The organism is Rhodoferax sp. TS-BS-61-7, assembly GCF_002943465.1.
GTDB lineage: Bacteria > Pseudomonadota > Gammaproteobacteria > Burkholderiales > Burkholderiaceae_C > Allorhodoferax.
The window spans coordinates 73,700-99,659 of the sequence record NZ_PTQY01000008.1 but is presented as its reverse complement, the minus strand read 5'-3'; the positions used below and the strand labels follow the sequence as shown (position 1 = coordinate 99,659).

Genomic DNA, 25,960 nt, shown 5'->3' with positions numbered 1-25,960 from the left:
TATGAACATCAAAACTACTGTGCACATGAGCCTGTTGGCCGCTACGTTGGCTGCCAGTTTCCAGGCCATGGCTGCGGATCCCGCTGTCGTGTTCGACATGGGCGGCAAGTTCGACAAGTCCTTCAACGAAGCGGCTTACACCGGTATCGAAAAATGGAAGAAAGAAACGGGCAAGAAGTACCTGTCTTTCGAAATCACCAACGAATCCCAGCGCGAGCAAGCGATTCGCCGCATGGCTGAGCGCGGCGCCAGCCCCATCATTGGTATCGGTTTCGGTCAGGCTTCCAGTATCGAAAAAGTAGCCAAAGAATTCCCCAAGCTGCAATTCGCCATCATTGACATGGTGGTGGACCTGCCCAACGTGCAGTCCGTGGTGTTCAAGGAACAAGAAGGCAGCTTCTTGGTCGGTGCCATGGCCGCCATGGCCAGCAAGACCGGCAAGGTTGGTTTTGTGGGCGGTATGGACATCCCTCTGATCCGCAAGTTTGAGTGCGGCTACAAACAAGGCGCCATGTACGCCAACCCCAAGGCCGAAATGATTGGCAACATGACCGGCACCACCGGTGCTGCCTGGAACGACCCCGCACGTGGCGGTGAGTTGGCCAAGGCCCAGTTCTCGCAAGGCGTGGACGTGGTGTTTGCGGCGGCTGGCGGTACCGGTATCGGTGTGTACCAGGCCGCAAAGGACAGCGGCAAGCTGGCTATCGGTGTGGACAGCAACCAGAACCACATCCAGCCCGGCACCATGCTGACTTCCATGCTCAAGCGCGTGGACGTGGCCGTGTACAACGTGGCCAAGGGCCACAAGGCTGGTATCTCGGTGTTGGGCCTGAAAGAAGGCGGCGTGGACTACGCGGTGGACGCTAACAACGCCAAGCTGGTGACAGCCGACATGAAGAAAAAGGTGGAAGCCGCAAAGGCCGACATCATCAGCGGCAAGATCAAGGTTGCCGACTTCATGGCCGACAACGCCTGCAAGTTCTGAGGTAAACCGGGTTGGAGTGGGGCAGATGGTGCCTCACCCCGGCCAGAAACATAAAAGCCCGCGGTGCTGCACAGCGCCGTGGGCTTTTCACTTCATTGCAAGAGCCCCCAAGAGGAGCAGGATTTGAGTGCAGATAGCTTGAGCCCCCGTGACGGACCTTTTGCCGTCCACATGCAAGGCATCAACAAACGTTTTGGTGCAGTGGCGGCCAATGCCGAGGTGGAACTGCGCGTGGCCGCGGGCACCGTGCATGGCATCGTGGGTGAAAACGGTGCTGGCAAGAGCACCCTGATGTCCATTTTGTACGGCTTCTACCAGGCCGATAGTGGCACGGTGGACGTGTTTGGCAGACGCGTGACGATTCGCAATGCGGACGATGCGATTGCCCAGGGCATTGGCATGGTGCACCAGCACTTTATGCTGGTGGACACCCTGACAGCGCTGGAAAACGTCATGCTGGGCGCCGAGCCGCATTGGCTTCTGCAAAAGGCCGATGCCACCGTGCGCAGCAAGCTTGAAGGCCTGATGCAGGCCACCGGCCTGCAGGTCAAATTGGATGCGCTGGTGACGGATTTGCCGGTGGGCGACCGCCAGCGCCTGGAGATTTTGAAGGCGCTGTACCGTGGCGCCAAGGTGCTGATTCTGGACGAACCCACGGCCGTGCTGACGCCGCAGGAAACCGAACACCTGTTCAAGGTGTTGCGTGTGCTGCGCGAGCAGGGCACCACCATTTTGCTGATCACCCACAAACTGAAAGAAGTGATGGGTCTGTGCGACCAGGTGACCGTGATGCGCGGTGGCCGCGTTGTGCAGGAGCTACCGATTGCCCAAGCCTCCATCGAGAAACTGGCCGAAGCCATGGTGGGGCGCAAGGTGCAGATGGGGCGCTTGGACGAGCAGGCTCGCCCGGTTGGAGAGCTGCTGCTCGAAGCAAAGGGTGTGGTGGTGCGCGACGCGATGCAGGTGGTGCGCCTGCACGGCCTGAACTTGCAGCTGCGGGCGGGCGAGATTGTGGGCGTGGCCGGTGTATCCGGCAACGGCCAGAGCGAGTTGCTGGATGTGTTATCGGGCTTGCTGGCGCCACAAGAGGGTAGCTTGCAACTGGGCGGCCGGAATTTTGCGGGCGCCGAGTGGCTGGACCCGCGCACGGCGCGTGCCTTGGGCTTGGCCCATGTGCCTGAAGACCGGCATGCGCGGGCCATGGTGATGGACTTTGTGGCCTGGGAGTCGGCGGTGCTGGGCTATGACAGCTTGCCCGAATACGCCAGCCACGGCTGGATGGCCCATGGCCGCATGCGCCAGGCCACGGCCCGCATGATGGAGCGTTTTGACGTGCGTCCACGCGACCCAGAGTTGGGCAGCAGCAAGTTCTCGGGTGGTAACCAGCAAAAGCTGGTGCTGGCGCGCGAGCTGGGGCAAGCGCCCAAGGTGCTGCTGGTGGGGCAACCCACACGTGGTGTGGACATTGGGGCGATTGAGTTTATTTACAGCCAGCTGCGCGCCATGCGCGACGCGGGCTGTGCGGTGCTGGTGGTTTCCAGCGAACTGGATGAAATTTTGGCGTTGTCGGACAGGGTGATTGTGATGAACCAAGGGCGGGTCACCGGGGAGTTGGCGATTGCCGACTGCACCGAGGCTGGTTTGGGCTTGCTGATGACCGGAGGTGGGCAATGAGCGCGTCCTACCCCTTGCCGCGCTGGGCCGATCTGGTGCTGCTGCCGGCCGTTTGCCTGATGGTGGCGCTGCTGGCCGCTGCCGGTGTGGTCGCATTGGTGGGGCAAGACCCGGCCGAGGTGATTGCGGTGCTGATCCATGGCGCGTTTGGCACGCAGCGTGGCATCAGTTACACGCTGTATTACGCCACCACTTTCATCTTCACCGGGTTGGCGGTGGCCGTGGCGTTTCACGGTGGGCTGTTCAATATTGGTGGCGAGGGCCAAGCGATTCTGGGCGGTCTGGGCGTGGGTCTGGTAGCCCTGTGGTTGTCGCATGCCTTGCCGGCGTGGGTGATGTTGCCGCTCATGGTGTTGTCGGGAGCCCTGTTTGGCGCGGCTTGGGCGGCGGTGCCCGCCTATCTGCAGGCCTACCGTGGCAGCCATGTGGTGATCACCACCATCATGTTCAACTTCATTGCCAGCAGTTTGCTCGTGTATCTGCTGGTGAACCACTTGCGTCCCTCCGGTTCCATGTCGGTGGAAAGCGCCGCATTTGCTGATTCGGCCAAACTGCCGCCCATGCATGAGGCGCTGGCTTGGCTGGGCATTGAGTGGTCCGCATCCCCTTTGAATGTGAGCCTGTTTCTGGCCCTGGGCGCAGCCTTGGCCATCTACCTTTTTTTGTGGCGCACCCGTGCGGGCTACCACTTGCGTGCGGTGGGGTCGAGCGCTAGTGCTGCTGAATACGCTGGCATCCGCTCACGCCACCAAGTCATCATTGCGATGGCCATTTCGGGCGGCTTGGCGGGCTTGGTGGGCATGAACGAGATTGCCGGTGTGAACGGCCGTTTGTTGCTCGAATTCGTCAGCGGTGCTGGCTTCACCGGCATTGCAGTGGCGCTGATGGGGCGCAACCACCCGGTGGGCATTGTGTTTGCCAGCGTGCTGTTTGGTGCGCTGTTCCAGGGTGGTGCCGAAGTGGCGTTTGAAGTCACGGGTTTCAGCCGGGAAATGGTGGTGATGTTGCAAGGTTTTATCGTGCTGTTCTCCGGGGCCATGGCGTATGTGATTGCGCCACGTCTGGGTTGGGTGCTGGCACGTGTGTTCAAGGTGGGGGTGCGCCATGGATGAGTCCCTGATTTACGCCATGCTGGCATCCACGCTGCGCGTGTCCACACCGCTGGTGCTGTGTGCGTTGGCGGGGTTGTTGTCCGAGCGGTCTGGTGTGGTGGATATTGGCCTGGAAGGCAAGATGTTGTTTGCAGCTTTTGCTGCCGGTGCCTGCGGCGCTGTCTACCAGTCCACCACCTTGGCGTTGCTGGTCGGTATTCTGGTGGCTACGGCCTTGTCATGGATGCATGGCCTGGCCTGTGTGAGCCACAAGGGTGACCAGGTGGTGTCGGGCGTGGCCATCAACATCATTGCGGCGGGCATGACGGTGGTGCTGGGCATCGCCTGGTTTGAGCAGGGCGGGCAAACCCCGCCCGTGAGCGACGTGGTGCGCATCCAGCCGCTTTTCCCTGCGCTGCAGGCGTCTGTGCAAACCATTCCGGTGGTGGGCAATTTCATTGGGGTGGGGCTGCTGAGCCACAACGCGCTGGTGTACCTGGCTTTTGCGCTGGTGCCCGCCACCTGGTGGCTGTTGTTCCGCACCCGTTTTGGCCTGCGCCTGCGGGCGGTGGGCGAAAATCCGCAGATGGTGGATGCGGCTGGAGTCTCGGTGGCGCGGCTGCGCTATGCGGCGCTCACGCTCAATGGCATTTTGTGTGGGCTGGCGGGTGGTTACCTGGTGCTGGCCCAGAGCGCCAATTTCTCGGCCAACATGACCGCAGGCCGGGGTTTCATGGCGCTGGCGGCGCTGATCTTTGGCCGTTGGCACCCGGTGGGGGCGTTCTGGGCCTGTTTGTTGTTTGGTTTTCTGGACGCTGCGGCCATTCGCCTGCAGGGCGTGCAAGTGCCGGGCATGGGTGAGGTGCCGGTGCAGTTCATCCAGGCGCTGCCCTACCTGTTGACCGTGGTGTTGCTGGCCGGGTTTATTGGCAAGGCGGTGGCCCCCCAAGCCTTGGGAAAACCGTATACCAAGGAGCGCTAGACTCGGGGCAGCATGACATCTACGGTATTGGTCAAGGTCGTCGGGTTTAGTGATGTTGAGCGGCATTCGCTCAACACCTTGTTTCGCCTGTCTGGGCGGGAAGGGCCGTACTACACCCTTTGGACACCCGATGCCGCAGGCCCAGCCCAGGTTGCCCTGATTGACGTGGACAGCTACGAGGCTGGTTTGGAGTTGGTGTCACCGAGTTTTAATCCCAACCTGAAGATGATTTGTGTGGGCGCAGAAGCCCCCACGCTGGCTTGGCGCACCGTGCAGCGCCCGGTGGACTGGGCCGCCATGGTGGGGCTGCTGGACGAGCTGTTTGTATCAGCGGCGGATGTGGATATCGACATCAGCCAGGAGGATCCACCTGCCTCGCCTTTGCCACCCGGTGTCAAGCTTGCGCTGCTGGCGGGGTTGCCGCTGGATGCGCGGCTCTATCTGCGGGCACGTTTGGCCCTGGCGGGTATTACCGCGGTGGACGAGGTGCAAACGGTAGCCCAGTTGGACGACAGCGTGAGGGCCCGTCAATACGACTTGGTGCTGGTGCATGTGAATGACGATGCCGTGGACCCATGGGTGCTGGTGAAACATTTGCAGGATTTGGAAAAGCCGGTGCGTAGCGTGGCTGGCGTGTCTGCCAATTCCAGCTGGAAAACCGCCAACCTGGCCGAACGCATGGGTTGCATCGGCCTGCTGGAAATACCTTTCAATCCCTTGCAGGTCATTGGCCTGCTGCAAAAAGTCTAGTTGCGCCGACGTTTGGGGCGGCGCACGTCCAGGCTGCGCGCCAGGCTGTTCTCCAGTGGCCAGGGTTCCCCAGCCAGGCGTGCCACCAGCAATTCAGCCCCCAGCGCAGAAAACGTCAACCCCCGGGCGCCCATGCCGGCATGGATCCACAGCGAGGGGCGGCTACCTTCGGGCACATCTTGCAGCGGTCCCACCAAGGGCAGCCGGTCGTGTGTGACGCAGCGCGTGGCCGACCAGTGTTGTACCTCGCCCGCCGCAAAGGCCGCGGCCAGTTCGGCACCCACCGCAGGCAGCAGTTCGCACAGGCGCTGGGCATTGGCACGGTGTTGCTCAGCCAGCGGGGCAAGCCGGTGGCCTGCCTGTTCTGGAATGCGGTCGGGTTCGAAGGTGGAGCCGGCCAGCCAGGCCATGCCGTTGTCCAGCGGAATCTGCGGCAGGAAGTTACCATGGCCGTTGACCGGGTGTTGGGGCCAGTGGGCAGCCGAGGGCAGGCTGCGGTGTGCGGCGTAGCTCACGGTGCCGTGTACCGCGTGTAGAAACTCCAGCCGTTGTGCCAACCCATCGCCCAAAAAGTGCACATGGGAGGGGTGCAGCATCAGGGGAACACAACCTGTGGCATTGGCCAGTACCACCAATTCCGACTCCGCCCAGGTGTTGCCATCCGGGCCGATCAGTTGCCACACAGCTTCCCGTTGCTGCAAATCAGTGACCTGGGCTCCATACACACAGCGAATGCCCGGGTGCTTGAGCCAGGCCCGCACCAACTGGCCCGGGCGCACCCAGGCGCCGTGGGCGTGCCAGCGGGTGCTGCCTTGCTCAAAGTCCTGCTCTTGCACACCACTGGCCTGCCAGTCCATGCCATCCCGTAGCAGCGTTTTCGCATGTTGCTGCATGAGCCGTGCGCCCACGCGCGACATACGCGAACGCGGGCTGTCGTCGGCCGATATATGGGGGACCACCAGGCCCGCCGGCAGGCCGGAAGCACCGCCTGCTGCTGCCGCATGCTGGTCCAGCACCGTGACTTGCCAGCCGCGCCGCGCCAGCGCGTAGGCCACGCTGGCGCCAGAGATACCGGCGCCCAGCACGGTGCAGCGTTGTGGGGCGATAGCAGGGGGCACTTGGTCGCGGGCGCCCAAGGACCAGCGGGGCTGAAAGCGTGCTCGCAGGCTGGTGTTCTCCGCTTCTACCTCGACGAAGCCGGCCTCCGCCAGCCCGTCTGGGGCCTCGGGCGCCGCACGGTCCAGCACCAGGTGGGCGCCGCGCTGGCTACAGCGCGCCAGGGCTTTGATGCGCCATTTGTCCCACAGGATGTCGGTGCCATGCACCCACAAGGTGTGGGCCAGAAAGTTCTGTTCTGCCAACAATGCGGTGGTGTCGCCTATGCACAGCGTGAGCGAGAGCTGACCTTGGGCCAGCAAGATGCGGTGCTGCCCTGTGCCCAGGCCGGCACTGGCAGCAGCCAAGGCGTCAGTCAGCGGCTGCCAATGGGGGGCGGTGTGTGCCGCTTGCTGCGCCAACGCTTGCAGGTCGTGTGCCTGGGCCGGTGAGAGCATACCCACGTAATGCAGCATGCGCGGGCGCCGTGCATCGGTTTGCCAGGTGTGCCAGCAGTGCAAAAAAGGCGTGAGGACACCGAAGTCGGTGTCCAGCACGGTCCAGGCCGGCAGGTCGGCCCAGGCGTGCGGGAGTGCGCAGGATGCGAGCAGGCGCTGGGGCAGGGGGCCTGCGTCGTCCATGCGCGGCCTCAGGCGCTGGGGGGCACGTAGCCTTGGGCAGCGTCTGCACCATCGCCGAAGAAGTGGTTTTCCATCTGGCGGGCCAGGTACTGGCGCGCGCGCGCGTCGGCCAGGTTCAGGCGGTTTTCATTGACCAGCATGGTCTGGTGCTTGAGCCAAGCCGCCCAGGCTTCTTTGCTCACGCTCTCCCAGATGCGTTTGCCCAGCTCGCCTGGGTAGGGGGCAAAGTCCAGGCCTTCGGCTTCTTTGCCCAGCTTGATGCAGTTAACGGTGCGTGCCATGGTGTACCTTGTGTGGATGGTGTGAAAATCAGAACCGCGAATCTTATTCGGTTTGCGACATCCCTCGGTTCGCCGGGGAACTTCGGGCAGCGGGCTGGCACCAAGCACGCGAGCCTTTGAACTTTGTACGAATTTGCGATAGGACCCTTGTGTTGAAACTGGTACTGGACTGGATGGACCACGCGCCGCGCCGTGTGTATGGCTTGGTGGCGTTGGCCTGCGTGGGGCTGCTGGCATTTGGCATGTATTTGCAGCATGTGGTCGGCCTGGAGCCCTGCCCGATGTGTATCGTGCAGCGCTATGCTCTTGTTTTAGTAGCGCTTTGCGCAGCATTGACGGGGGCTACAGGCAGAAAAGGCTTGCATATTGGCGGGGGCGTGCTGCTCACTATCCTGGCCGGTCTGGGTGCCTATGTGGCGGCGCGCCAGAGCTGGCTGCAGTGGTACCCACCCGAGGTGGTGTCCTGCGGGCGCGACCTCTACGGCATGATTGAAACCTTCCCGCTCAAGCGCGCGTTGCCCATGATCTTCCGCGGTGGCGGTGACTGCAGCAAGGTGGACTGGACTTTTCTGGGCGCGACCATTGCCAACTGGTCCTTCCTGTGTTTTTCGGGCATTGCGGTCCTTGGCGCGCTGATGACCTGGCGCAGCACCCGCCAACGCTGAGTTCTGCGGCTTTTGGCCGCCGGTTTTTCCTGCACTTGCCCGCGCAAAGCGGCTACTATCTTCGTGGTCCGCTTCGGGCGGACTTTTGTAGAAGAAATACAGGAGAACCGCCATGTTCAAGCTTGCGTCGTATTCAGTCGCCCGGCGACTTGGTTTGCTGACCCTCAGTGCCGTTCTGGGGCTGATCATCCTGCTCACCTATTTCATGGTTTCCGAGCGCAACCTGCTGTTGCAGGAGCGACAGGCCAGCGTGCGACAAACGGTGGAAGTGGCTCATGGGGTTGTGGCCCATTTTCATGACCTCTCCACCAAGGGCAAGATGAGCGAAGACGAAGCCAAGAAGGCTGCGATGGCCGCCCTCAAGACCCTGCGCTACAGCGGCAACGAGTATTTCTGGATCAACGACATGCAGCCCAAAATGGTGATGCATCCGATCCGCCCAGAGCTCGATGGAAAGGACCTCGCAGAGAACAAGGACCCCACTGGCAAGCCGCTGTTCGTGGCCTTTGTGGACGTGGTCAAGGCCAAAGGCGCTGGTGATGTGCCCTACCTCTGGCCCAAGCCGGGCAGTGACAAACCGGTGCTCAAGGTGTCCCACGTCAAGGGTTTTGCGCCTTGGGGATGGATTGTGGGCTCCGGGGTGTATGTGGACACCGTGGACGCCGCCATCATGGGCCGCGCCGTGCAGTCCGGCATTGCCGCGTTGGTGCTGGCTGCGGTGTTGTTGGGCATGGGCCTGCTCATCACGCGCAGCATCGTCAAGCAGTTGGGGGGAGAGCCCGGCGTGGCCAATGCCATCACCCACCGCATGGCCCATGGCGAGCTGAATGTGGACATAACTCTCAAGCCCGGCGACGATTCCAGCGTGATGCATGGCATCAAAGGCATGCGCGACAACATGGCGAGCATCGTCGCCCAGGTGCGCGAGGGCAGCGAGTCAGTGGCCACGGCCAGTGCCGAGATCGCCCAGGGCAACCAAGACCTGTCCTCACGCACCGAATCCCAGGCCAGCGCGCTGGAAGAAACGGCCGCGTCCATGGAAGAACTGGGCTCAACCGTTCGGCAAAACGCGGACAACGCCAGCCAAGCGAACCAGCTGGCGCAGAGTGCATCGACGGTGGCGGTCCAGGGCGGCGAGGTGGTGGCCCAGGTGGTAGACACCATGAAGGGCATCAACGACAGTTCGCGCAAGATCGCCGACATCATCAGCGTCATTGACGGCATCGCCTTCCAGACCAATATCCTGGCGCTGAACGCGGCGGTGGAAGCCGCCCGCGCCGGCGAGCAGGGCCGTGGGTTTGCTGTGGTGGCGTCTGAAGTGCGCAGCCTGGCCGGGCGCAGTGCGGACGCCGCCAAGGAAATCAAAACTTTGATTACTGACAGCGTGCACCGCGTGGAGCAGGGTACGGCGCTGGTGGACAAGGCAGGCAGCACCATGACCGAGGTGGTTAGCAGCATCCGCCGAGTGACCGACATCATGGGCGAGATCAGCGCGGCCAGCTCGGAACAGAGTGCCGGTGTAGCCCAGGTGGGCGAGGCCGTGACCCAGATGGACCAGGCGACGCAGCAGAACGCGGCGCTGGTGGAGGAAATGGCGGCTGCGGCTTCCAGTTTGCGGTCTCAGGCGCAGGATTTGGTGAAGACGGTGGCGGTGTTCAAGCTCTAGGGTAGGGGCACGCTTTTTTACCCTACTTGCTTGTTGGGCTGCACCGCTTTTTTTAACACCCACTCCCCCCAGCCCCTCGCCCCGTCGGCGAGGGGAGTTTTTTGAACAGCCGATTTGAGAGTCTTGCTCCGGTCAAGGTCTTACAGGGAACGGTCGCCCAGCGGGAGGGTATGCCACGGCCATGGCATGCGGTTGTAGTGACCGCACGTGTACTTGCGCGGTGCCACTGGCGGGCGCAGCCGCCAGCGTTGGCAAACACATTCCTCTGAGACCTCCACAGCCGTACGCACTGGCCGTGGAGCGAAATAACGGTCGCGACCTCACCCCAGTAGCCACCTATCCGGCGCGTAACAACAAAATATGGCTGTTAAAAGCTCCCCTCGCCGACGGGGCGAGGGGCTGGGGGAGTGGGTGTCCAAAAAAAAAAGCGGTCTAGCCAAGCAAAAAAGCCAAAAGACTAGAGCTTCTTCACCAACACCTGACTCTTGCGATCCCAGTTGTACTTGCGCTTGCGTGCCTCCGGCAGCCATTCCGGGTCCACCTGCACAAAGCCGCGTTTGATGAACCAGTGCATGGTGCGCGTGGTCAGCACAAAAATGCTATCCAGCCCAGCCGCCTTGGCGCGCTGCTCCACGCGTTTCAACACACGTTCTCCATCGCCCTGGCCCTGCACATCCGGCGACACGGTCAGCGCCGCCATTTCCGCCGTCTTGGCTTCGGGGTAAGGGTAGAGGGCGGCGCAGGCGAAGATCACGCCGTCGTGCTCGATGATGGTGTAGTTGCCTGCGTCGCGTTCGATCTCGGTGCGGCTGCGCTTGACCAGGGTGCCGTCTTTCTCGAACGGTTCGATCAGTTGCAGGATGCCACCCACGTCCTCTTCGGTGGCCTCGCGCAGGCTTTCCAGCTTCTCGTCTACGACCATGGTGCCAATGCCGTCGTGCACATACACCTCCAGCAGAATGGCGCCGTCCACTGCAAACGGGATGATGTGGCTGCGCTCCACGCCGGCCTTGCAGGCCTTCACGCAGTGCTGCAGGTAAAAGGCCACGTCGGTGGGCTGGTTGGCCGCAGGCAGGGCCTTGAGCAGCTTTTCAGCCGCGGCCAGCGGCAGCTCGGTGTCTATGGGGTTGTCTTCGCTGGCGGGCTGGGTCGGGTCCATGCGCACGCCGGGCACTTCCGTCAAAAAGATCAGCTTGTCGGCCTGCAGCGCGGTGGCTACGCTCGTCGCCACTTCTTCCATGGCCAGGTTAAACGCCTCGCCGGTGGGCGAAAAACCAAACGGCGAGAGCAGCACCATGGCGCCCATGTCCAGGGTTTTGGTGATGCCCGCAATGTCTACCTTGCGCACCAGCCCGCTGTGCTGAAAATCCACGCCATCCACAATGCCCACGGGCCGCGCCGTAATGAAGTTGCCCGAAATCACGCGCACCGTGGAGTCGGCCATGGGCGTGTTGGGCAGGCCCTGGCTGAACGCGGCTTCAATTTCGTAACGCAATTGGCCCGCGGCTTCCTGCGCGCAGTCCAGCGCCACCTCGTCGGTGATGCGGATGCCGTGGCTGTATTTGGGCGTATGGCCCTTGGCCTGGAGCTGCTCGTTCACCTGGGGCCGAAAACCATGCACCAGCACAATTTTCACGCCCATGCTCTGGATCATGGCCAAGTCCTGCGCCAGATGCGGCAGCTTGCCAGCGGCAATCGCCTCGCCCGCGATGCCCACCACAAAGGTCTGGTTGCGGAACTTGTGGATGTAGGGCGCCACCGACCGGAACCAAGGGACAAAGGTGAAGTTGAAGACAGAGGTCATTGCGGGGCGGTGGCAGTCAGATAAATGGGGGGCAGGGCGGGGATAATCCGCAATTCTCTACGAAGACCAGCCCTTGACTGCCAGCCCCTTGCAAATCGAATTCCCAGAGTCGCTCCCGGTGTCGGGCAAACGCGACGAAATCATGGACGCCATTGCGGCGCACCAGGTGGTCATCGTCTGCGGGGAAACCGGTTCGGGCAAGACCACGCAGCTCCCCAAGATCGCGTTGGCGATGGGCCGCGGCAAGATGAATTACCCCGAAGGCCAACGTGGGAAGCTGATTGGGCACACGCAGCCGCGCCGGATTGCCGCCTCATCGGTGGCCAAGCGTATTGCCGAGGAGTTGAAAACGCCGCTGGGCGATGTGGTGGGCTTCAAGGTGCGGTTTCAGGACCGCTTGAGCAAAGACGCCTCGGTCAAGCTGATGACAGACGGCATCTTGCTGGCCGAGACGCAGACCGACCCGCTGCTCAACGCCTACGACACCATCATCATTGACGAGGCGCACGAGCGCTCGCTGAACATCGATTTTTTGCTGGGTTACCTGCGCCAGATCTTGCCGCGCAGGCCGGACCTCAAAATCATCGTCACCTCGGCCACCATCGACGCACAGCGCTTCGCCGACCATTTCAAGTCCAGCAAGGGCCCGGCGCCCGTCATCATGGTGTCCGGGCGCATGTTCCCGGTGGAGCAGCGCTACCGGCCGTTTGAAGAATCGCGCGAATACGACATGAACAACGCGATTGCCGATGGCGTGGACGAGCTGTGGCGCGACCCGCACAACCAGGGCGACATTCTGGTCTTTCTGCCTGGCGAGCGCGAGATTCGTGAAGCCGCGGACCATTTGCGCAAGCATCTGAGTCACCAGCCGGTGATGCGCAACGCCGAGGTGCTGCCGCTGTTTGCCCGCCTGAGCCCGGCCGAGCAGGACCGCATTTTTGACGGCCACACCGGACGGCGCATTGTGTTGGCGACCAACGTGGCCGAAACCTCGTTGACGGTGCCAGGTACCCGCTATGTGATTGACGCCGGTACCGCGCGCATCAAACGCTACAGCTTCCGCAGCAAGGTGGAGCAGTTGCTGGTGGAGCCTATCAGCCAAAGCTCGGCCAACCAGCGCGCCGGGCGCTGCGGGCGCGTGGCCAACGGCATTTGCATTCGTCTGTACGACCAGAAGGACTTTGACGGCCGGCCGCGCTTTACCGATCCGGAAATTTTGCGGTCGTCCCTGGCGGGCGTCATCCTGCGCATGAAGTCGCTGCATCTGGGCATCGTCGAAGACTTTCCATTCCTGGAGCGACCCAGCGGGCGAGCCATTGCCGATGGCTACCAGTTGCTCAATGAGCTGGGCGCGGTGGACGATGGCAATGAGCTGACGCCGCTGGGGCAGGAACTGAGCCGCCTGCCGCTGGACCCGCGCGTAGGTCGCATGCTGCTGGAGGCCCGTTCACGTGAGGCGCTGGACGAAGCGTTGGTGATTGCGTCGGCGCTGAGCGTGCAGGATGTGCGCGACCGGCCCATGGAGGCGCAGCAGCAGGCGGACGCGGCGCATGTGAAGTTTGACGATGACAAGAGTGAGTTCACCGGCTACCTGAAGCTGTGGAAGTGGATTCACGACGCACGGGGAGGGCAGGACTCCGCCTCCGGCGCTACGGGCGCTGCTACCCGGGATACGCCGGGCTCCTCGTCGCGTAGCTCAATTTCGTCACCCGGCGCACCCCGGGCCACAGCGCCCTCCGGGGTGCATGCGGCGTCACACAAGTTGTCTAACCGCCAATATGAGCAACTGCTGCGGCAGAACTTCGTCAACATCCGCCGTGTGCGGGAGTGGAAGGACATCTATTCACAGTTGCATACGGTAGTGGCGGAGCACAAGTGGCGCCTGAACACCAAGCCGGCTAGCTACGAGCAGCTGCACCTGTCCATGCTGTCGGGCCTGCTGGGCAATATCGGCTGCAAGCTGGAAGAGGGCCAAAACGGCGAGTACCTGGGGGCGCGCAGCATCAAGTTCTTCGCCCACCCGGGCGCGCACCTGACCAAGAAGCCCGGCAAGTGGATCGTGGCAAGCGAGCTGGTGGAAACCACGCGCCTGTTTGGCCGCGGCATCGCGCATATCGAACCACAGTGGCTGGAAAACGTGGGCGGGCATTTGCTGAAGAAACAGCTGCTGGATCCGCATTGGGAAAAGAAAGCAGCCGAGGTGGTCGCGTTGGAGCGGGCCACGTTGTATGGCATCGTGGTCTACAGCGGGCGCAAGGTGAATTATGGCCGCGTGGACCTGCACGGCGCGCGCGAAATCTTTATCCGCGAAGCGCTGGTGGGCAAGGAGTGGGAGACCACACTGCCGTTTCTGGCGGCTAACCAGAAGCTCATCAAGCAGGTAGAAGACCTGGAACACAAGGCGCGCCGCCAGGACGTGCTGGTGGATGACGAGCTGATCTACGCCTTCTACGACCAGCAGCTGCCGGCCGATGTGTGTAGCGGCTACAGCTTTGAGCGCTGGTACCGCGAAGAGGTGAAGAAGCAGCCCGACCTGCTGAAGCTGACCCGCGAAGAGCTGATGCGCCATGAGGCCGCAGGCATCACCACCGCGTCTTTCCCCAAGACGATCCGCCTGGGCGGCGTGGACTGCGCAGCGACCTACCTGCACGAACCCGGCGATGCGCGTGACGGCCTGACGGTGACGATGCCCTTGTTTGTGCTGAACCAGGTGAACGACGAGCGCTGCGAATGGCTGGTGCCGGGCATGCTGAAAGACAAGGTGCAGGCCTTGCTCAAGACGCTGCACCAGCGCCCCCGCAGCCGCCTGGTGCCACTGCCCGACACGGCCAGCAAGTTTGCCGAGGCGCTGAACGCGCCCGAGAAGTTTGGCGCCGGCGGGTTGGTGGAGGCCGTGCTGAAGCTGGTGCGCGACGCGACCAGCCTGGACATCGTGAAGGCCGACATCAAGGTCGACATGCTGAGCCCGCACTTCTTCATGAACTTCCGCGTGGTGGATGAACATGGCCGCCAGCTGGGACAGGGGCGCAACCTCGGGGCACTGAAGGCCGAGCTGGGCAGCCAAGCGCGGGGGGCGTTTCAGGCGTTGGCCAGCTTGAAGCTTGCGCAGAACCAAGAAAAAAGTGGTTCGTCGGGGGCCGGGGCGACTGGGCGTTCTGCGCAGGTCAAAGGGGAGACCGCGCAGCGGTCGGAGGACACGGAGCAGAACGCTCAGTCGTTTCGGCCCCCAGCCCCCGCCAATCATGCGCAACCAGCTATGAAAAACATAGCGACCAGCATCCTCGACGGCCGCTTTACCGCCTGGACCTTCGGCGAGCTGCCCGAGCTGCTGGAAATCCGCAAGGGCGGACAGACGCTGATCGGCTTCCCCGCGCTGATTGACGCGGGCGATGCAGTGACGGTGGAGGTGTTTGACGAGCCCGAAGTGGCGATCGCCAAACACCGCGCCGGCCTGCGCCGCCTGTTCGCCATCCAGATCAAGGACGCGCTGAAGTACCTGGAAAAGAACATTCCTGACCTGCAGAAAATGGCCGTGTCCTACATGAACGTGGGCAAGGCCGAGAACGGTAGCGGCGGCGGAACGATTGAGGAACTGCGCGAGCAGATCATCGCCGTGGCGCTGGACCGCGCCTTCCTGCTGGACCCACTGCCGACCGATGAATTTGCCTTCAAGCGCCGCATTGACGAAGGGCGCGGGCGACTGACCTTGATTGCCAATGAAGTGGCGCGCATGGCGGCCGTGATCCTGCTGGAGTACGCCGCTGCGGCGCGCAAGATCAAGGACACCAAGAATGCTCCCGATGCAACGGCGGATGCCCAACAGCAGCTCAACCGCCTGATCCCCAAGAAATTTTTGCAGGCAACGCCGTGGGACCGGCTGCAGCACCTAGCACGCTACCTGAAAGCCATCACGCTGCGGCTGGACAAGTACCGTGCCGACCCGGCGCGTGACACGGCCCGCCTGACCGAACTGCGCCCACAGGAGCAACGCTACTGGCGCCTGGTGGCCGAGCGCAAGGGCGCCGTGGACGACCGCATGGCCGAATTCCGCTGGCTGCTGGAAGAGCTGCGTGTGAGCTTTTTTGCCCAAGAGCTGCGCACGCCACAGCCCGTGAGCGTGAAGCGCTTGGACAAGGCCTGGGCACAAATCGGCTAAGCCATGACGTCTGCACTGCCATCCACGTCCCCTGCGCGCATCCAAGGCTGGTGCCCCGGCGCACTGCAGCCCATGCGGGCCGAGGACGGCTGGGTGCTGCGCGTGCGGCCGCCCTTGGGGCGGCTCACGCAGGTGCAGGCAGCGGGCATTGCGGCGCTGGCAGCCCGCTACGCGCTGCACACGGTGGAGCTGACCAGTCGGGCCAATTTGCAGCTGCGTGGCATTGCCGAGGCCGACTACCCGCCGCTCCTGGCCGGCCTGCAGGCACTGGGCCTGGTGGACGCGAATGTGCGTACGGAGTCCCGCCGCAACCTGCTGCTGGCGCCGTTCTGGCAGGTGGGCGACGGCAGCACCGAGATGGCCCAAGCCTTGGCCCAGGCGCTGGCCAGCCCGCAGGCCCCGGAGTTGCCCGGCAAATTTGGCTTCGCGCTGGACGGTGGCACGACCCCCGTGCTGCGCGCCGGCTCCGCCGATGTTCGCATCGAGCGCCATGGTGCTGACTGGTTGGTCTATGCCGATGGCAGCGCCACCGGCGCGCTGGTGGGGGCAGGGCAGGCCGTGGCCATGGCCATGGACCTGGCGCATTGGTTTGTGCAGGCGGGTGGGCTGACGGGCCCCCGCCGGCGTATGGCCGCACTGCTGGCCAGCCACGCCCTGCCTGCGCGCTTCGCCACCACAGCCCTGCCATTCGTGGCCCCTTACCAGTCGCCATTAGGGCGCGTGCCCCAGGGTTATCTGGTGGCGCTCGAGTTTGGGCAACTGCCCGTGGCCACGCTGGCCGCCCTGGCTGACGTGGCCCCGATGCGCCTCACCCCCTGGCGCAGCTTGCTGCTGGAAGGCGTGCAGAGCCTGCCGGCACAGCCTGCGCTGATCACCCGCACCGACGACACCCGACTGCGCATCAGCGCCTGCACCGGTGCACCGGGCTGCGGGCAGGCGGCGGGCCTTACCCGCTCCCTGGCCCGCAAGCTGGCCGACGTCCTGCCCGCCGGCCAGACGCTGCACGTGTCGGGTTGCAGCAAGGGCTGCGCCCACCCCGCACAAACACTGACAGTGGTGGTCACCACCACGGGTTACAACCTGATTCACCATGGCAATGCCGCCGCTATCCCGGACGTAACCGGGCTGAGCCCGGCGGCACTGGCCATCCAGCTACAAGAACGAGCGCATGCGACACCTTTATGAAACCGATGGCGAGGCCATCTACCGGCAGTCCTTTGCCATCATCCGCGCCGAGGCCGATCTGGGCCGCTTTGACGCCGTGGAAGAAATGGCCGCCGTGCGCATGGTGCACGCAGCCGGTATGGTGGGCTTGGAGTCGCAGATCCACTTCACCCCCGGCATGGCCCAGACCACCCGGGCCGCGCTGGAGGCCGGTGCGCCCATTCTGTGTGACGTGCGCATGGTGAGCGAAGGTATTACCCGCAGCCGCCTGCCTGCCGACAACGCGGTGATCTGCACCTTGCAGGAGCCCGAGGTGCGTGCGTTGGCGCAGACGCTGGGCACCACCCGTAGCGCGGCCGCCGTGGAGCTGTGGCGCCCGCACCTTGCCGGTGCCGTGGTGGCCATTGGCAATGCGCCCACTGCGCTGTTTCACCTGCTGAACTTGCTGCAAGACCCCGACTATCCACGGCCCGCCGCCATCATTGCCTGTCCAGTCGGCTTTGTCGGCGCGGCCGAATCCAAGGCCGCGCTGATGGCGGAGCCACCGGTGCCGTCCATGGTGGTGAGCGGCCGGCTCGGCGGCTCGGCCATCACGGTGGCGGCCATCAACGCGCTGGCCAGCCGGAGGGAGATCTGATGGGCCGCATTGTCTGTGCCGGCCTGGGGCCTGGCGATCCCGATCTGATGAGCGTGCGCTCGGACCGCGCCATCCGCGGTGCCGGCCATGTGGCTTACTTCCGCAAAAAAGGGCGCCCCGGCCAGGCCCGGCGCATTGTGGAAGGCATGCTGGCACCGCACGCCGTGGAATACCCCATGGAGTACCCGGTCACCACCGAGCTGCCCTTTGACAGCCCGGAATACATCCACTGCCTGGCCACCTTTTACGACGATTGGGCCAACCGCCTGGCCGCGTTGGCGCAAACGCAGGACGTGCTGGTGCTGTGTGAGGGCGACCCGTTTTTCTACGGTTCCTTCATGCACCTGTACACCCGTCTGCAGGGGCGCGCCCAGGTGGATGTCATCCCGGGTATCCCTGGCATGGTGGGCTGCTGGTCGGCCACGCAAACGCCCATCACCTGGGGCGACGATGTCATGACCGTGCTCATGGGCACCTTGCCGGAGGTGGAGCTGGAGCGGCACATGCAGTCCGCCGATGCGCTGGTCATCATGAAGACCGGGCGCAACCTGCCCCGCGTGCGCCGGGCGCTGCAAGCCACGGGCCGGTTAGAACAGGCCTGGTTGGTGGAGCGCGGCACCATGCCAGGCCAGCGTGTGCTGCCATTGGCGGAGGTGGATGGCAACGATTGCCCTTACTTCGCCATCGTGCTGGTGCACGGCCAGGGCCGGCGCCCGGAGGTGCAGGAATGAGTGGCTGGTTGTGCATTGCCGGCTTGGGGCCTGGTGACGCGCAGTTGGTGACTCCCGAGGTCAGCGCTGCGCTGGCCGAGGCTACCGATATCGTGGGCTACATCCCCTATGTGGCCCGCGTTGCGCCACGGCCTGGGCTCACCTTGCATGCGTCGGACAATCGGGTGGAGATGGACCGGGCGCGTGCAGCGTTGCAGATGGCGGCCGCGGGGTGCAAGGTGGTGGTGGTGTCCTCGGGCGATCCCGGTGTGTTTGCCATGGCGGCTGCCGTGTTCGAGGCACTGGAAGGCCAAGCGCAGTGGCAGGCACTAGACATCCGCGTCCTACCCGGCATTACCGCCATGCTGGCCGCCGCCGCCAAGGCCGGCGCGCCGCTGGGTCACGATTTTTGTGCCATCAACCTCAGCGACAACCTCAAGCCCGCCAGCCTGATCGAAGCCCGGGTGCGCGCTGCGGCCGGTGCCGACTTCGCGATGGCGTTTTACAACCCGCGTTCCGTCAGCCGCCCCCATACCTTTGAGCGCATCCTCGCTGTGTTGTTGGAGCTGTGCGGCCCGGACCGACTCATAACCTTTGCCCGCGCGGTGAGCACACCCGAGGAACGCATTGCCACCGTCACCCTGGCGCAGGCCCGTGCCGATATGGCGGACATGCGCACTGTGGTCATCGTGGGCAATAGTGCGACCCGGCAGGTGGGCCGCTTTGTTTACACGCCGCGTTCAGTGGCCACGCCGGTGTTGCCATGAGGGCCCGCAATCCACTGCAACACCTGCTCGACGCGCGCCACGGTGGGGCGCGGCGGGATGGCGGGGCGGTCGATCAAAATGACGGGCAAGCCCAGGGCACGGGCGGCGTGGAGCTTGGACTCAGCGCCGCTGCCGCCCGAGTTTTTGGCCACGATGTGCGTGATGCGGTGCTGCTGCAGCAAGGCGGTATCGTTGGCTACGGTAAACGGGCCACGGGCCAAAACAATGTGCCCGCGCTCGGGCGGCAACGCCAGCGATGCATCCACCAGCCGCAGCAAAAACCAATGCGGCGAACGGGCCAGAAACGGCTCTACGTGCTGTCGGCCAATCGCCAGAAAGATGCGGGACGGCGCTTTGGGCAAAGCCTGTGCGGCGGACGCGATATCGGGCACCTGCTGCCAATGGTCGCCCACTTGGGACTGCCAGGCCGGACGCTCCAGCGCCAGCAACGGAATGCCAGTCGCCGCACAGGCATCCACCGCGTTGCGGCTCATCTGGGCGGCGAAGGGATGGGTGGCGTCCACCACATGGCTAATGCGCTGCTCCCGCAGCCAGGTACGCAAACCGTCCATCCCGCCAAAGCCGCCGACCCGCACGGGCAGCGGCTGCGGCAGTGGCGATTCGGTACGGCCGGCGTAGGAAAAAATGGCGTCCACCTGTGCATCGGCCAAGGCCTGGGCCAGGCGGCTGGCTTCGGTGGTGCCCCCCAACACGAGAACACGCGGTATGGCTGAACCCTGGCTTTCAATCATTGGCATGGGGGAGGATGGGCTGCATGGTCTGTCGGATGGTAGCCGCTCGGCCCTGGCGAACGCGCGGCATGTGGTCGGTGGCCCCCGGCATTTGGCCTTGGCGCAGGCGGGGGAACGCGGCATCGCCTGGCCCGTGCCGTTTGACATCGCGCCCGTGCTGGCGCTGCGCGGCCAGCATGTCGCCGTGTTGGCCTCGGGTGATCCGTTTTGGTTTGGTGCCGGTGGCAGCCTGGCCAAGCACCTGGATGCCCATGAGTGGCAGGCGTTTCCCGCACCCAGTACCTTTACCTGGGCCGCATCCCGGCTTGGTTGGGCGCTGGAAACCACGCATTGTTTTGGGCTGCACGCCACTCCCTTTGCTGCCACCCGGCAGGCGCTGCATAGCGGCCAACGGCTGCTCTGCCTGCTGCGCGATGGCCCGGCGGTGGCGGATTACGCGCAGTGGCTGACGGAGCAGGGCGCGGGTGACTCCCGCGTCTGGGTGATGGAAGCCCTGGGCGGCCCGCGTGAGCGCGTGCGCGAGGCCACGGCACGGTCTTGCGACTTTGCAGACGTCGTGGCACCGGTGGCCATCGCGGTCGAGGTGGCGGGCTTGACCGGCATGGCGCGCACGCCCGGCCGGCCCGACGCCGACTTTGCCCACGATGGGCAGATCACCAAATCCCCCGTGCGGGCCCTCACGCTGGCGGCGCTGGCGCCACGCCAGGGCGAACACTTGTGGGACCTCGGCGCGGGCTCCGGCTCGATTGCCGTGGAGTGGTGCTTGGCCGGCGGTACGGCCAGTGCCGTGGAACAGCATGCCGAACGGGTGACCAATGTCCAGGCCAACGCACAGCAATTTGGCGTGGCTGCAGCTTTGACGGTGGTGCATGGGCCTGCCTTGCAGGCGCTGCAGAGCTTGCCCAAGCCCGACGCGGTGTTTGTGGGGGGCGGGTTTGATGTGGCGCTGTTCGAAGCACTTCGAGCCGTCGTGCCGCAAGGTTGTCGTTTAGTGGTCAATGCCGTGACGCTGGAAACCGAGTCGGCACTGCTGCAGCTGCATGCACTGCATGGTGGCGAACTGCTGCGCATCGAGCTGGCACATGCGGCACCGCTAGGGCGCATGCGCGGCTGGCAGCCTAGCCGTCCGGTGGTGCAGTGGAGCACCCGGTTGTGAAGGGCTGGGCATGAGCGTGGCCGGGTTCGGGTTTCGTGAGGCCGCCACGGCAGACTCTTTGCGCAGCGCCTTGCACGCTGCGCTGGCGCAATTGGATGCGCCTATCACCCTGACCGCGCTGGCCACGGCCTGGGACAAGGCCGGCGCCCCGGCGTTTGTGCGCTTTGCCGCTGAGTGGGGCTTGCCGGTGTTGGCCATTCCAGCGGATGTTTTGCACACGCAGCCGGCCCACAGCTGTGCCCATGTGCCTGCACGGTATGGCCAGCACAGCCTGGCCGAGTCTTCTGCACTGGCGGCCGCGGGCTCCGGTGCGCAACTGCGGGGGCCGCGCTGCGTGTCCCCAGATCGCCTGGCCACGGCGGCCATCGCATTCGTCCTCCCTGAAAATACCTCCCCATGACTGTTCACTTCATTGGCGCCGGCCCCGGCGCCCCCGACCTGCTGACCCTGCGCGGCCGCAACCTGATTGCCGCGAGCCCAGTGTGCCTCTATGCGGGCTCTCTGGTGCCTGAGGGCGTTCTGGCGCATTGCCCGGCCGGTGCCCGCATCGTTAACACCGCGCCACTGTCTTTGGAACAAATCGTTGACGAGATTCGCGCAGCACACGCCGCAGGGCACGATGTGGCGCGCCTGCATTCGGGCGATTTGTCGGTCTGGTCCGCCATGGGCGAGCAGCTGCGTTGCCTGCGTGAAGAAGGCATCCCTTACACCGTGACGCCGGGCGTGCCCTCGTTCGCGGCAGCGGCCGCCACGCTGGAAGCCGAGCTGACCCTGCCGGGCCTGTGCCAGTCAGTGGTGCTGACCCGCACCTCGGGGCGCGCCTCGGCCATGCCAGATAGCGAGTCGCTGCACAACTTCGCCCAGACCGGCGCGGTGCTGGCGATCCACCTGTCCATCCATGTGCTGGAGCGCGTGGTGCAGGAGCTGAGCCCCCACTACGGCGCGGACTGCCCGGTGGCCGTAGTCTGGCGTGCCAGCTGGCCCGACGAGCGTGTGGTGCGCGCCACCCTGGCCACGGTGGAGGCAGCGGTGGGCGATGGCATAGAGCGCACCGCAATCATTCTGGTGGGCCGCACCCTGGGCGCGCAGGACTTTGCCACCAGCCGCCTGTATGCCGGTGACTACGACCGGCGCTACCGCCCCGTGGGCACCGCCCCCCGTTTCCCAGAAGGCAACACGCCATGATCGAACTCAGCCTGGTGGGCATGGGCACCGGCAACCCGGACCACATCACCCGCCAGGGCGTGGCCACGTTGAATGCGGCCGACCTGATCCTGCTGCCCCGCAAGGGCGCGGACAAAGCGGACTTGGCCGATTTGCGCGCCAGCCTGTGCGCGCAGTTGATCACCAACCCGGCTACACGCGTGTTGGGCTTTGACATGCCGGTGCGCGACAGCGCAGACCCCGATTACCAAGGCGGTGTGAACCGCTGGCACGACGCCATCGCACAGGTGTGGCTCGCACACATCCAGGCCCATTTGCCGCAGGGGGGGCGCTTGGCCTTGCTGGTGTGGGGGGATCCTTCCTTGTACGACAGCACACTGCGCATTGCCGAGCGTCTGGCGGCGCAGCTGCCACTGCGGGTGTCGGTGGTGCCGGGTATCACGGCGCTGCAGGCGCTCACAGCTGCCCATGCCATTGCGCTGAATGAGATCAATGCCCCAGTGACCATCACCACGGGGCGCCGCTTGCGTGAGCAGGGCTGGCCTGTGGACGCTAGCACCGTGGCCGTGATGCTGGATGGCCAGTGTGCATTTCAGCAGTTGCCCGCGGAGGGCATCTACATCTGGTGGGGCGCTTACCTGGGCATGCCCAACCAGCTCTGCATCAGTGGCTCCTTGGCCGAGGTGGGGGCGCAGATCGTGGCGCAACGCGAGGTGGCACGCGCGGCACATGGCTGGATCATGGACACCTACTTGCTGCGCAAGCTGCAGGTGTGAGGGGGGCGCAGGCTGCTGCTCAGGCCTCGGGTGGCAGAAGCATGGCGATACGCTCGCTGATGGAGTCCGCGCGTTCGTGGCCGGCCAGGGTTTCCACGGCGGCAATCATCTCGCGGGCTGCGGTCAGCATGGACTCGCGGTCCTTGGCATTGCGCAGCGCTTCGCGGAAGGCTTCGGCCTGCTCGGGGGCGCGGCGCACAAACATGCGTTCACAGATATCAAATAAAAACATGCGCGTGGTAGCCAGCGAGCGTTTGCCCTCAAAGGAATCGGCGGCATTGGCCGGCGCTGGTGCGGGTTCCGGGGCGCGTAGCTGTGGTGCAGGTTTTACCTCTGCACGCAAGCTGGGCGGACGTTCCAGGTTGATGCCGACCAGGTAACCAGCCTCTATGAGTTGGTGGGCCAGGATCTGGGCTTGGCCATTGAACAGGTGGTCCACTGCGCGCACGGTGGTTTTCCCATCTGCCAGGATCAGCAGGGCGCGTTCACGCTGACCCAGCGAGCGGCTGCCGCCCTGCAATTCGGCCCGCGCTTTGTCGGTTTTTTGAAGTTGCATTGTTCACCTCCAACGAAGCCCGCATTACAACGTTGGCAGATGACAACTGCATGAAAAGCCGAAGCCAGGCTCCGGCACTGGCTCATCGCGGCAGCACGCGCAGCAACCGCCCGTTGGGGCTGTCGGTCAGCAGGTACAACAGGCCGTCCGGACCCTGGCGCACATCGCGCACGCGCTCGCCCAGTTCGGGCAGCAGCTTGCTTTCGCGCACTACTTTGCCGCTGAAGGGCGCTGAGAGTTCCAGTAGCGCCAGGTAGCCAAACTTGAGCGAACCGACCACCAGATTGCCCGCCCAGGCCTTGCCATACCGCTCGCTGGTGATGAAGGCCATGCCGGACGGCGCGATGGACGGTACCCAGGTGTGCAGTGGTTGCTCCATGCCGGGCTGGGCGGTGAGGCCCGCGCCAATCTTGCCGCCACCATAGTTTTCGCCGTAGGTGATGGCGGGCCAGCCGTAGTTGCGGCCGCGGCTGATGACATTAAGTTCGTCACCGCCCTGCGGACCGTGTTCGTGTTCCCACAGCGTGCCATCGGGGGCCAATACCAAGCCTTGGGGGTTGCGGTGGCCGTAGCTCCAAATCTGGGGCAGGGCGCCGTCGCGCTGCGCGGCAGGGGTGTTGAAAGGGTTGTCGGCGGGCACGCTGCCGTCTTTGCCAATACGGACCACCTTGCCGTGGTGGGTGTCCAGGCGCTGGGCATCGTCTTTGCGGCTGAAGCGGTCGCCCAGCGTCACAAACAGGGTGCCGTCGGGCCGCCCCGCCTGCCGGCCTTCGGCGATGCGGCAGCCAAAGTGGGCGCTGCTGGCCACCTTGGGTTGTTGGCTGAAGAGCACGCGCACATTTTGCAAACGGCTGCGGTCATCGGACAGTTGGGCGCGCGTCAAGGCGGTGCTGTTGCCACCACTGCCGGGCTCCGAATAGCAGAGGTACAGCGTGCGGTTGGTGGCGAAGTCGCTGTCCAGCAGCACGTCGAGCAGCCCCCCCTGGCCGCCAGCGGCCACAGGCGGTACGCCAGCCAAGGGTGCCGAAACCGCCCCGTTAGCCTCGACCACACGCAGCGCGCCCGGGCGCTCGGTCACCAGAAAACGGCCCTCCGGCAGAAAGGCCACGGCCCAGGGGCTCTGCAGCTGGCTGGCGACCACTTCCACGCGCAGCGCTGGTGCTGTTTGGGCCATGGCGGCACCGCAAACCAGAGGCACTATCCAGCCGAGTGCCCATTTCCGGGTAAGAGCGAATGACACCATGGTGCGACTCCTTTTATAAGAGAAATTGGCCTCTAGCCCCCGTAGGATATGCGCGAGCAGCTCCTGAAACCATAGCGGATCAGAGCTTTTGTAACCGCTCCAGTGCAGCGTTCAGCGTCGCGTCCTGCTTGGCAAAACAGAAACGCACCACGCGCTGGTCAAACCCACTGCCGTAAAAAGCGGACAGCGGGATGGCCGCCACACCCACCTCGCGTGTGAGCCACTGGCAGAAGTCGGCCTCGTTCAGGTCACTCACTTCCGAGATGTCCACACACTGGAAGTAACTGCCTTGGCTGGGCAGCAGCTTGAACTTGGTGTTGGCCAGTCCCGCGCGGAACAGGTCGCGCTTCCGCTGGTAGAACGCGGGTAGCTCCAGGTAGGGCGCCGGGTTGGCCAGGTAGGCAGCCAGCGCGTGCTGCACCGGCGTATTCACCGTGAACACATTGAACTGGTGCACCTTGCGGAACTCGGCCATCAGCGGCGCGGGCGCGGCCACGGTGCCCACTTTCCAGCCGGTGACGTGGAAGGTTTTGCCAAAGCTGGACACTACAAAGGCGCGCGCCGCCAGTCTGGGGTAGCGCGACACGCTTTCGTGGGGCTGCGCGTCAAACACCATGTGTTCATACACCTCGTCGCTGATCAGCAGCACGTCGGTGGGGGCCAGCAGGTCCTGCAGGGCCAGCATGTTGGCTTTGCTCCACACCGTGGCGCTGGGGTTGTGCGGGGTGTTTATGAGCAGGGCGCGTGTCTTGGGCGTGATGGCCGCACTGATCTTGGCAAAGTCGGGCCGGAAGGTGCCCGGGGTCAGCGGCACGCGCACCACCACACCGCCGGCTAGCTCGATGTTGGGCACATAACTGTCGTAGCAGGGCTCCAGCACGATGACTTCGTCGCCCGGGTGCACCACGGCCAGAATGGCGGTGATGATGGCCTGGGTGGCGCCGGCGGTGATGGTGATTTCCTGGTCGGGGTGGTACTGCTTGCCGTGAAGGGCCGCAATCTTGGCAGCCACGGCCTGACGTAGCACCGGCACGCCCGTCATGGGCGGGTACTGGTTGTGGCCGGCCTGCATGGCGGTGGTCACGGCGTCGACCAGCGCGGGGTCGCAGGCAAAGTCGGGGAAGCCTTGGCCCAGGTTGACCGCTTTGTGCTCGGCGGCCAGCGCCGACATGACGGTGAAGATGGTGGTGCCCACCTTGGGCAGGCGGGAGGTGAGGGCGGGGGTACGTGGTTCGTTCATAAAAT

At 64.4% G+C, this 25,960-nt stretch carries 23 protein-coding genes; 16 read left to right on the top strand and 7 right to left on the bottom strand.

Annotated features, from left to right (window positions below; translation table 11 throughout):
- Position 1: 1 nt before the first annotated feature.
- The 5 genes from C5F53_RS18355 to C5F53_RS18335 all read left to right on the top strand — a co-directional run bounded on the left by C5F53_RS18355 (position 2) and on the right by C5F53_RS18335 (position 5,482).
- Positions 2–985: a BMP family protein gene (locus C5F53_RS18355; RefSeq protein WP_105262849.1), complete on the top strand. Its 984-nt coding sequence runs from the start codon at positions 2–4 to the stop codon at positions 983–985.
- A 171-nt stretch (positions 986–1,156) separates the two neighbouring features.
- Positions 1,157–2,659 carry an ABC transporter ATP-binding protein gene (locus C5F53_RS18350; protein ID WP_105262848.1) on the top strand — a complete coding sequence of 501 codons (1,503 nt, stop codon included), beginning with the start codon at positions 1,157–1,159 and terminating at the stop codon, positions 2,657–2,659.
- Positions 2,656–3,771, top strand: a complete 1,116-nt coding sequence (locus C5F53_RS18345; protein ID WP_105262847.1) for an ABC transporter permease — start codon at positions 2,656–2,658, stop codon at positions 3,769–3,771. The genes C5F53_RS18350 and C5F53_RS18345 overlap by 4 nt, the downstream gene beginning before the upstream one ends.
- The gene (locus C5F53_RS18340; RefSeq protein ID WP_105262846.1) at positions 3,764–4,732 is read left to right on the top strand and encodes an ABC transporter permease; all 969 of its coding nucleotides are present in this window, start codon (positions 3,764–3,766) and stop codon (positions 4,730–4,732) included. The genes C5F53_RS18345 and C5F53_RS18340 overlap by 8 nt, the downstream gene beginning before the upstream one ends.
- A 12-nt stretch (positions 4,733–4,744) precedes the next feature.
- A complete protein-coding gene (locus tag C5F53_RS18335) occupies positions 4,745–5,482 on the top strand; it encodes a hypothetical protein (RefSeq protein WP_146097396.1) in 738 nt (245 codons plus the stop codon).
- Here the strand turns inward: C5F53_RS18335 and C5F53_RS18330 are convergent.
- Complete coding sequence (locus tag C5F53_RS18330) at positions 5,479–7,218, bottom strand: FAD-dependent oxidoreductase (protein WP_105262844.1); 1,740 nt, start codon at positions 7,216–7,218, stop codon at positions 5,479–5,481. The two genes, C5F53_RS18335 and C5F53_RS18330, sit on opposite strands and share 4 nt — an antisense overlap.
- An 8-nt stretch (positions 7,219–7,226) precedes the next feature.
- On the bottom strand, positions 7,227–7,499 hold the full coding sequence (locus tag C5F53_RS18325) for an oxidative damage protection protein (protein WP_087493783.1): 273 nt from the start codon (positions 7,497–7,499) through the stop codon (positions 7,227–7,229).
- A 158-nt stretch (positions 7,500–7,657) separates the two neighbouring features.
- Between C5F53_RS18325 and C5F53_RS18320 the strand changes: the two genes are divergently transcribed.
- Both C5F53_RS18320 and C5F53_RS18315 read left to right on the top strand, forming a co-directional pair.
- Positions 7,658–8,164 (top strand): disulfide bond formation protein B, encoded by a 507-nt coding sequence (locus C5F53_RS18320; RefSeq protein ID WP_370446753.1) that lies wholly within the window; start codon positions 7,658–7,660, stop codon positions 8,162–8,164.
- Between the two features lie 112 nt (positions 8,165–8,276).
- On the top strand, positions 8,277–9,830 hold the full coding sequence (locus tag C5F53_RS18315) for a methyl-accepting chemotaxis protein (protein WP_105262843.1): 1,554 nt from the start codon (positions 8,277–8,279) through the stop codon (positions 9,828–9,830).
- Positions 9,831–10,287: 457 nt separating this feature from the next.
- On the opposite strand, the gene argA is transcribed toward C5F53_RS18315, so the two are convergent.
- Positions 10,288–11,634: an amino-acid N-acetyltransferase gene (gene argA / locus C5F53_RS18310; RefSeq protein WP_105262842.1), complete on the bottom strand. Its 1,347-nt coding sequence runs from the start codon at positions 11,632–11,634 to the stop codon at positions 10,288–10,290.
- A 73-nt stretch (positions 11,635–11,707) separates the two neighbouring features.
- On the opposite strand from argA, the gene hrpA reads away from it, so the two are divergent.
- The 5 genes from hrpA to cobJ are packed head-to-tail and all read left to right on the top strand — an operon-like array spanning position 11,708 to position 19,068.
- Positions 11,708–15,790, top strand: coding sequence for an ATP-dependent RNA helicase HrpA (gene hrpA / locus C5F53_RS18305; RefSeq protein ID WP_105262841.1), 4,083 nt, complete (start codon positions 11,708–11,710; stop codon positions 15,788–15,790).
- A gap of 3 nt (positions 15,791–15,793) precedes the next feature.
- On the top strand, positions 15,794–16,975 hold the full coding sequence (locus C5F53_RS18300; protein ID WP_201740894.1) for a precorrin-3B synthase: 1,182 nt from the start codon (positions 15,794–15,796) through the stop codon (positions 16,973–16,975).
- A complete protein-coding gene (locus C5F53_RS18295) occupies positions 16,959–17,591 on the top strand; it encodes a precorrin-8X methylmutase (protein ID WP_105262840.1) in 633 nt (210 codons plus the stop codon). Before C5F53_RS18300 ends, C5F53_RS18295 begins: the two co-directional genes overlap by 17 nt.
- Complete coding sequence (locus C5F53_RS18290; RefSeq protein ID WP_105262839.1) at positions 17,591–18,322, top strand: precorrin-2 C(20)-methyltransferase; 732 nt, start codon at positions 17,591–17,593, stop codon at positions 18,320–18,322. The genes C5F53_RS18295 and C5F53_RS18290 overlap by 1 nt, the downstream gene beginning before the upstream one ends.
- Complete coding sequence (cobJ, locus tag C5F53_RS18285) at positions 18,319–19,068, top strand: precorrin-3B C(17)-methyltransferase (RefSeq protein ID WP_105262838.1); 750 nt, start codon at positions 18,319–18,321, stop codon at positions 19,066–19,068. Before C5F53_RS18290 ends, cobJ begins: the two co-directional genes overlap by 4 nt.
- On the opposite strand, the gene C5F53_RS18280 is transcribed toward cobJ, so the two are convergent.
- Positions 19,029–19,826: a cobalt-precorrin-6A reductase gene (locus tag C5F53_RS18280; RefSeq protein WP_105262897.1), complete on the bottom strand. Its 798-nt coding sequence runs from the start codon at positions 19,824–19,826 to the stop codon at positions 19,029–19,031. The two genes, cobJ and C5F53_RS18280, sit on opposite strands and share 40 nt — an antisense overlap.
- Between C5F53_RS18280 and cbiE the strand changes: the two genes are divergently transcribed.
- Genes cbiE through cobF form a run of 4 tightly spaced genes read left to right on the top strand, consistent with a single transcriptional unit; the run spans position 19,795 to position 22,916 of the window.
- Positions 19,795–20,976: a precorrin-6y C5,15-methyltransferase (decarboxylating) subunit CbiE gene (cbiE, locus tag C5F53_RS18275; RefSeq protein WP_105262837.1), complete on the top strand. Its 1,182-nt coding sequence runs from the start codon at positions 19,795–19,797 to the stop codon at positions 20,974–20,976. The two genes, C5F53_RS18280 and cbiE, sit on opposite strands and share 32 nt — an antisense overlap.
- A 10-nt stretch (positions 20,977–20,986) precedes the next feature.
- Positions 20,987–21,376: a cobalamin biosynthesis protein gene (locus C5F53_RS18270; RefSeq protein WP_105262836.1), complete on the top strand. Its 390-nt coding sequence runs from the start codon at positions 20,987–20,989 to the stop codon at positions 21,374–21,376.
- Positions 21,373–22,161 (top strand): precorrin-4 C(11)-methyltransferase, encoded by a 789-nt coding sequence (gene cobM, locus C5F53_RS18265; protein WP_105262835.1) that lies wholly within the window; start codon positions 21,373–21,375, stop codon positions 22,159–22,161. The genes C5F53_RS18270 and cobM overlap by 4 nt, the downstream gene beginning before the upstream one ends.
- Entirely contained in the window at positions 22,158–22,916 is a 759-nt protein-coding gene (gene cobF, locus C5F53_RS18260) for a precorrin-6A synthase (deacetylating) (protein ID WP_105262834.1), read from the top strand. Before cobM ends, cobF begins: the two co-directional genes overlap by 4 nt.
- Positions 22,917–22,935: 19 nt before the next feature.
- Here the strand turns inward: cobF and C5F53_RS18255 are convergent, their stop codons facing one another.
- The 3 genes from C5F53_RS18255 to C5F53_RS18245 all read right to left on the bottom strand — a co-directional run bounded on the left by C5F53_RS18255 (position 22,936) and on the right by C5F53_RS18245 (position 25,955).
- Positions 22,936–23,472: a hypothetical protein gene (locus C5F53_RS18255; RefSeq protein WP_105262833.1), complete on the bottom strand. Its 537-nt coding sequence runs from the start codon at positions 23,470–23,472 to the stop codon at positions 22,936–22,938.
- 82 nt (positions 23,473–23,554) lie between these two features.
- Positions 23,555–24,646 carry a PQQ-dependent sugar dehydrogenase gene (locus tag C5F53_RS18250; protein ID WP_236635438.1) on the bottom strand — a complete coding sequence of 364 codons (1,092 nt, stop codon included), beginning with the start codon at positions 24,644–24,646 and terminating at the stop codon, positions 23,555–23,557.
- 148 nt (positions 24,647–24,794) lie between these two features.
- Positions 24,795–25,955, bottom strand: a complete 1,161-nt coding sequence (locus tag C5F53_RS18245) for a pyridoxal phosphate-dependent aminotransferase (protein WP_105262831.1) — start codon at positions 25,953–25,955, stop codon at positions 24,795–24,797.
- Positions 25,956–25,960: the final 5 nt, after the last annotated feature.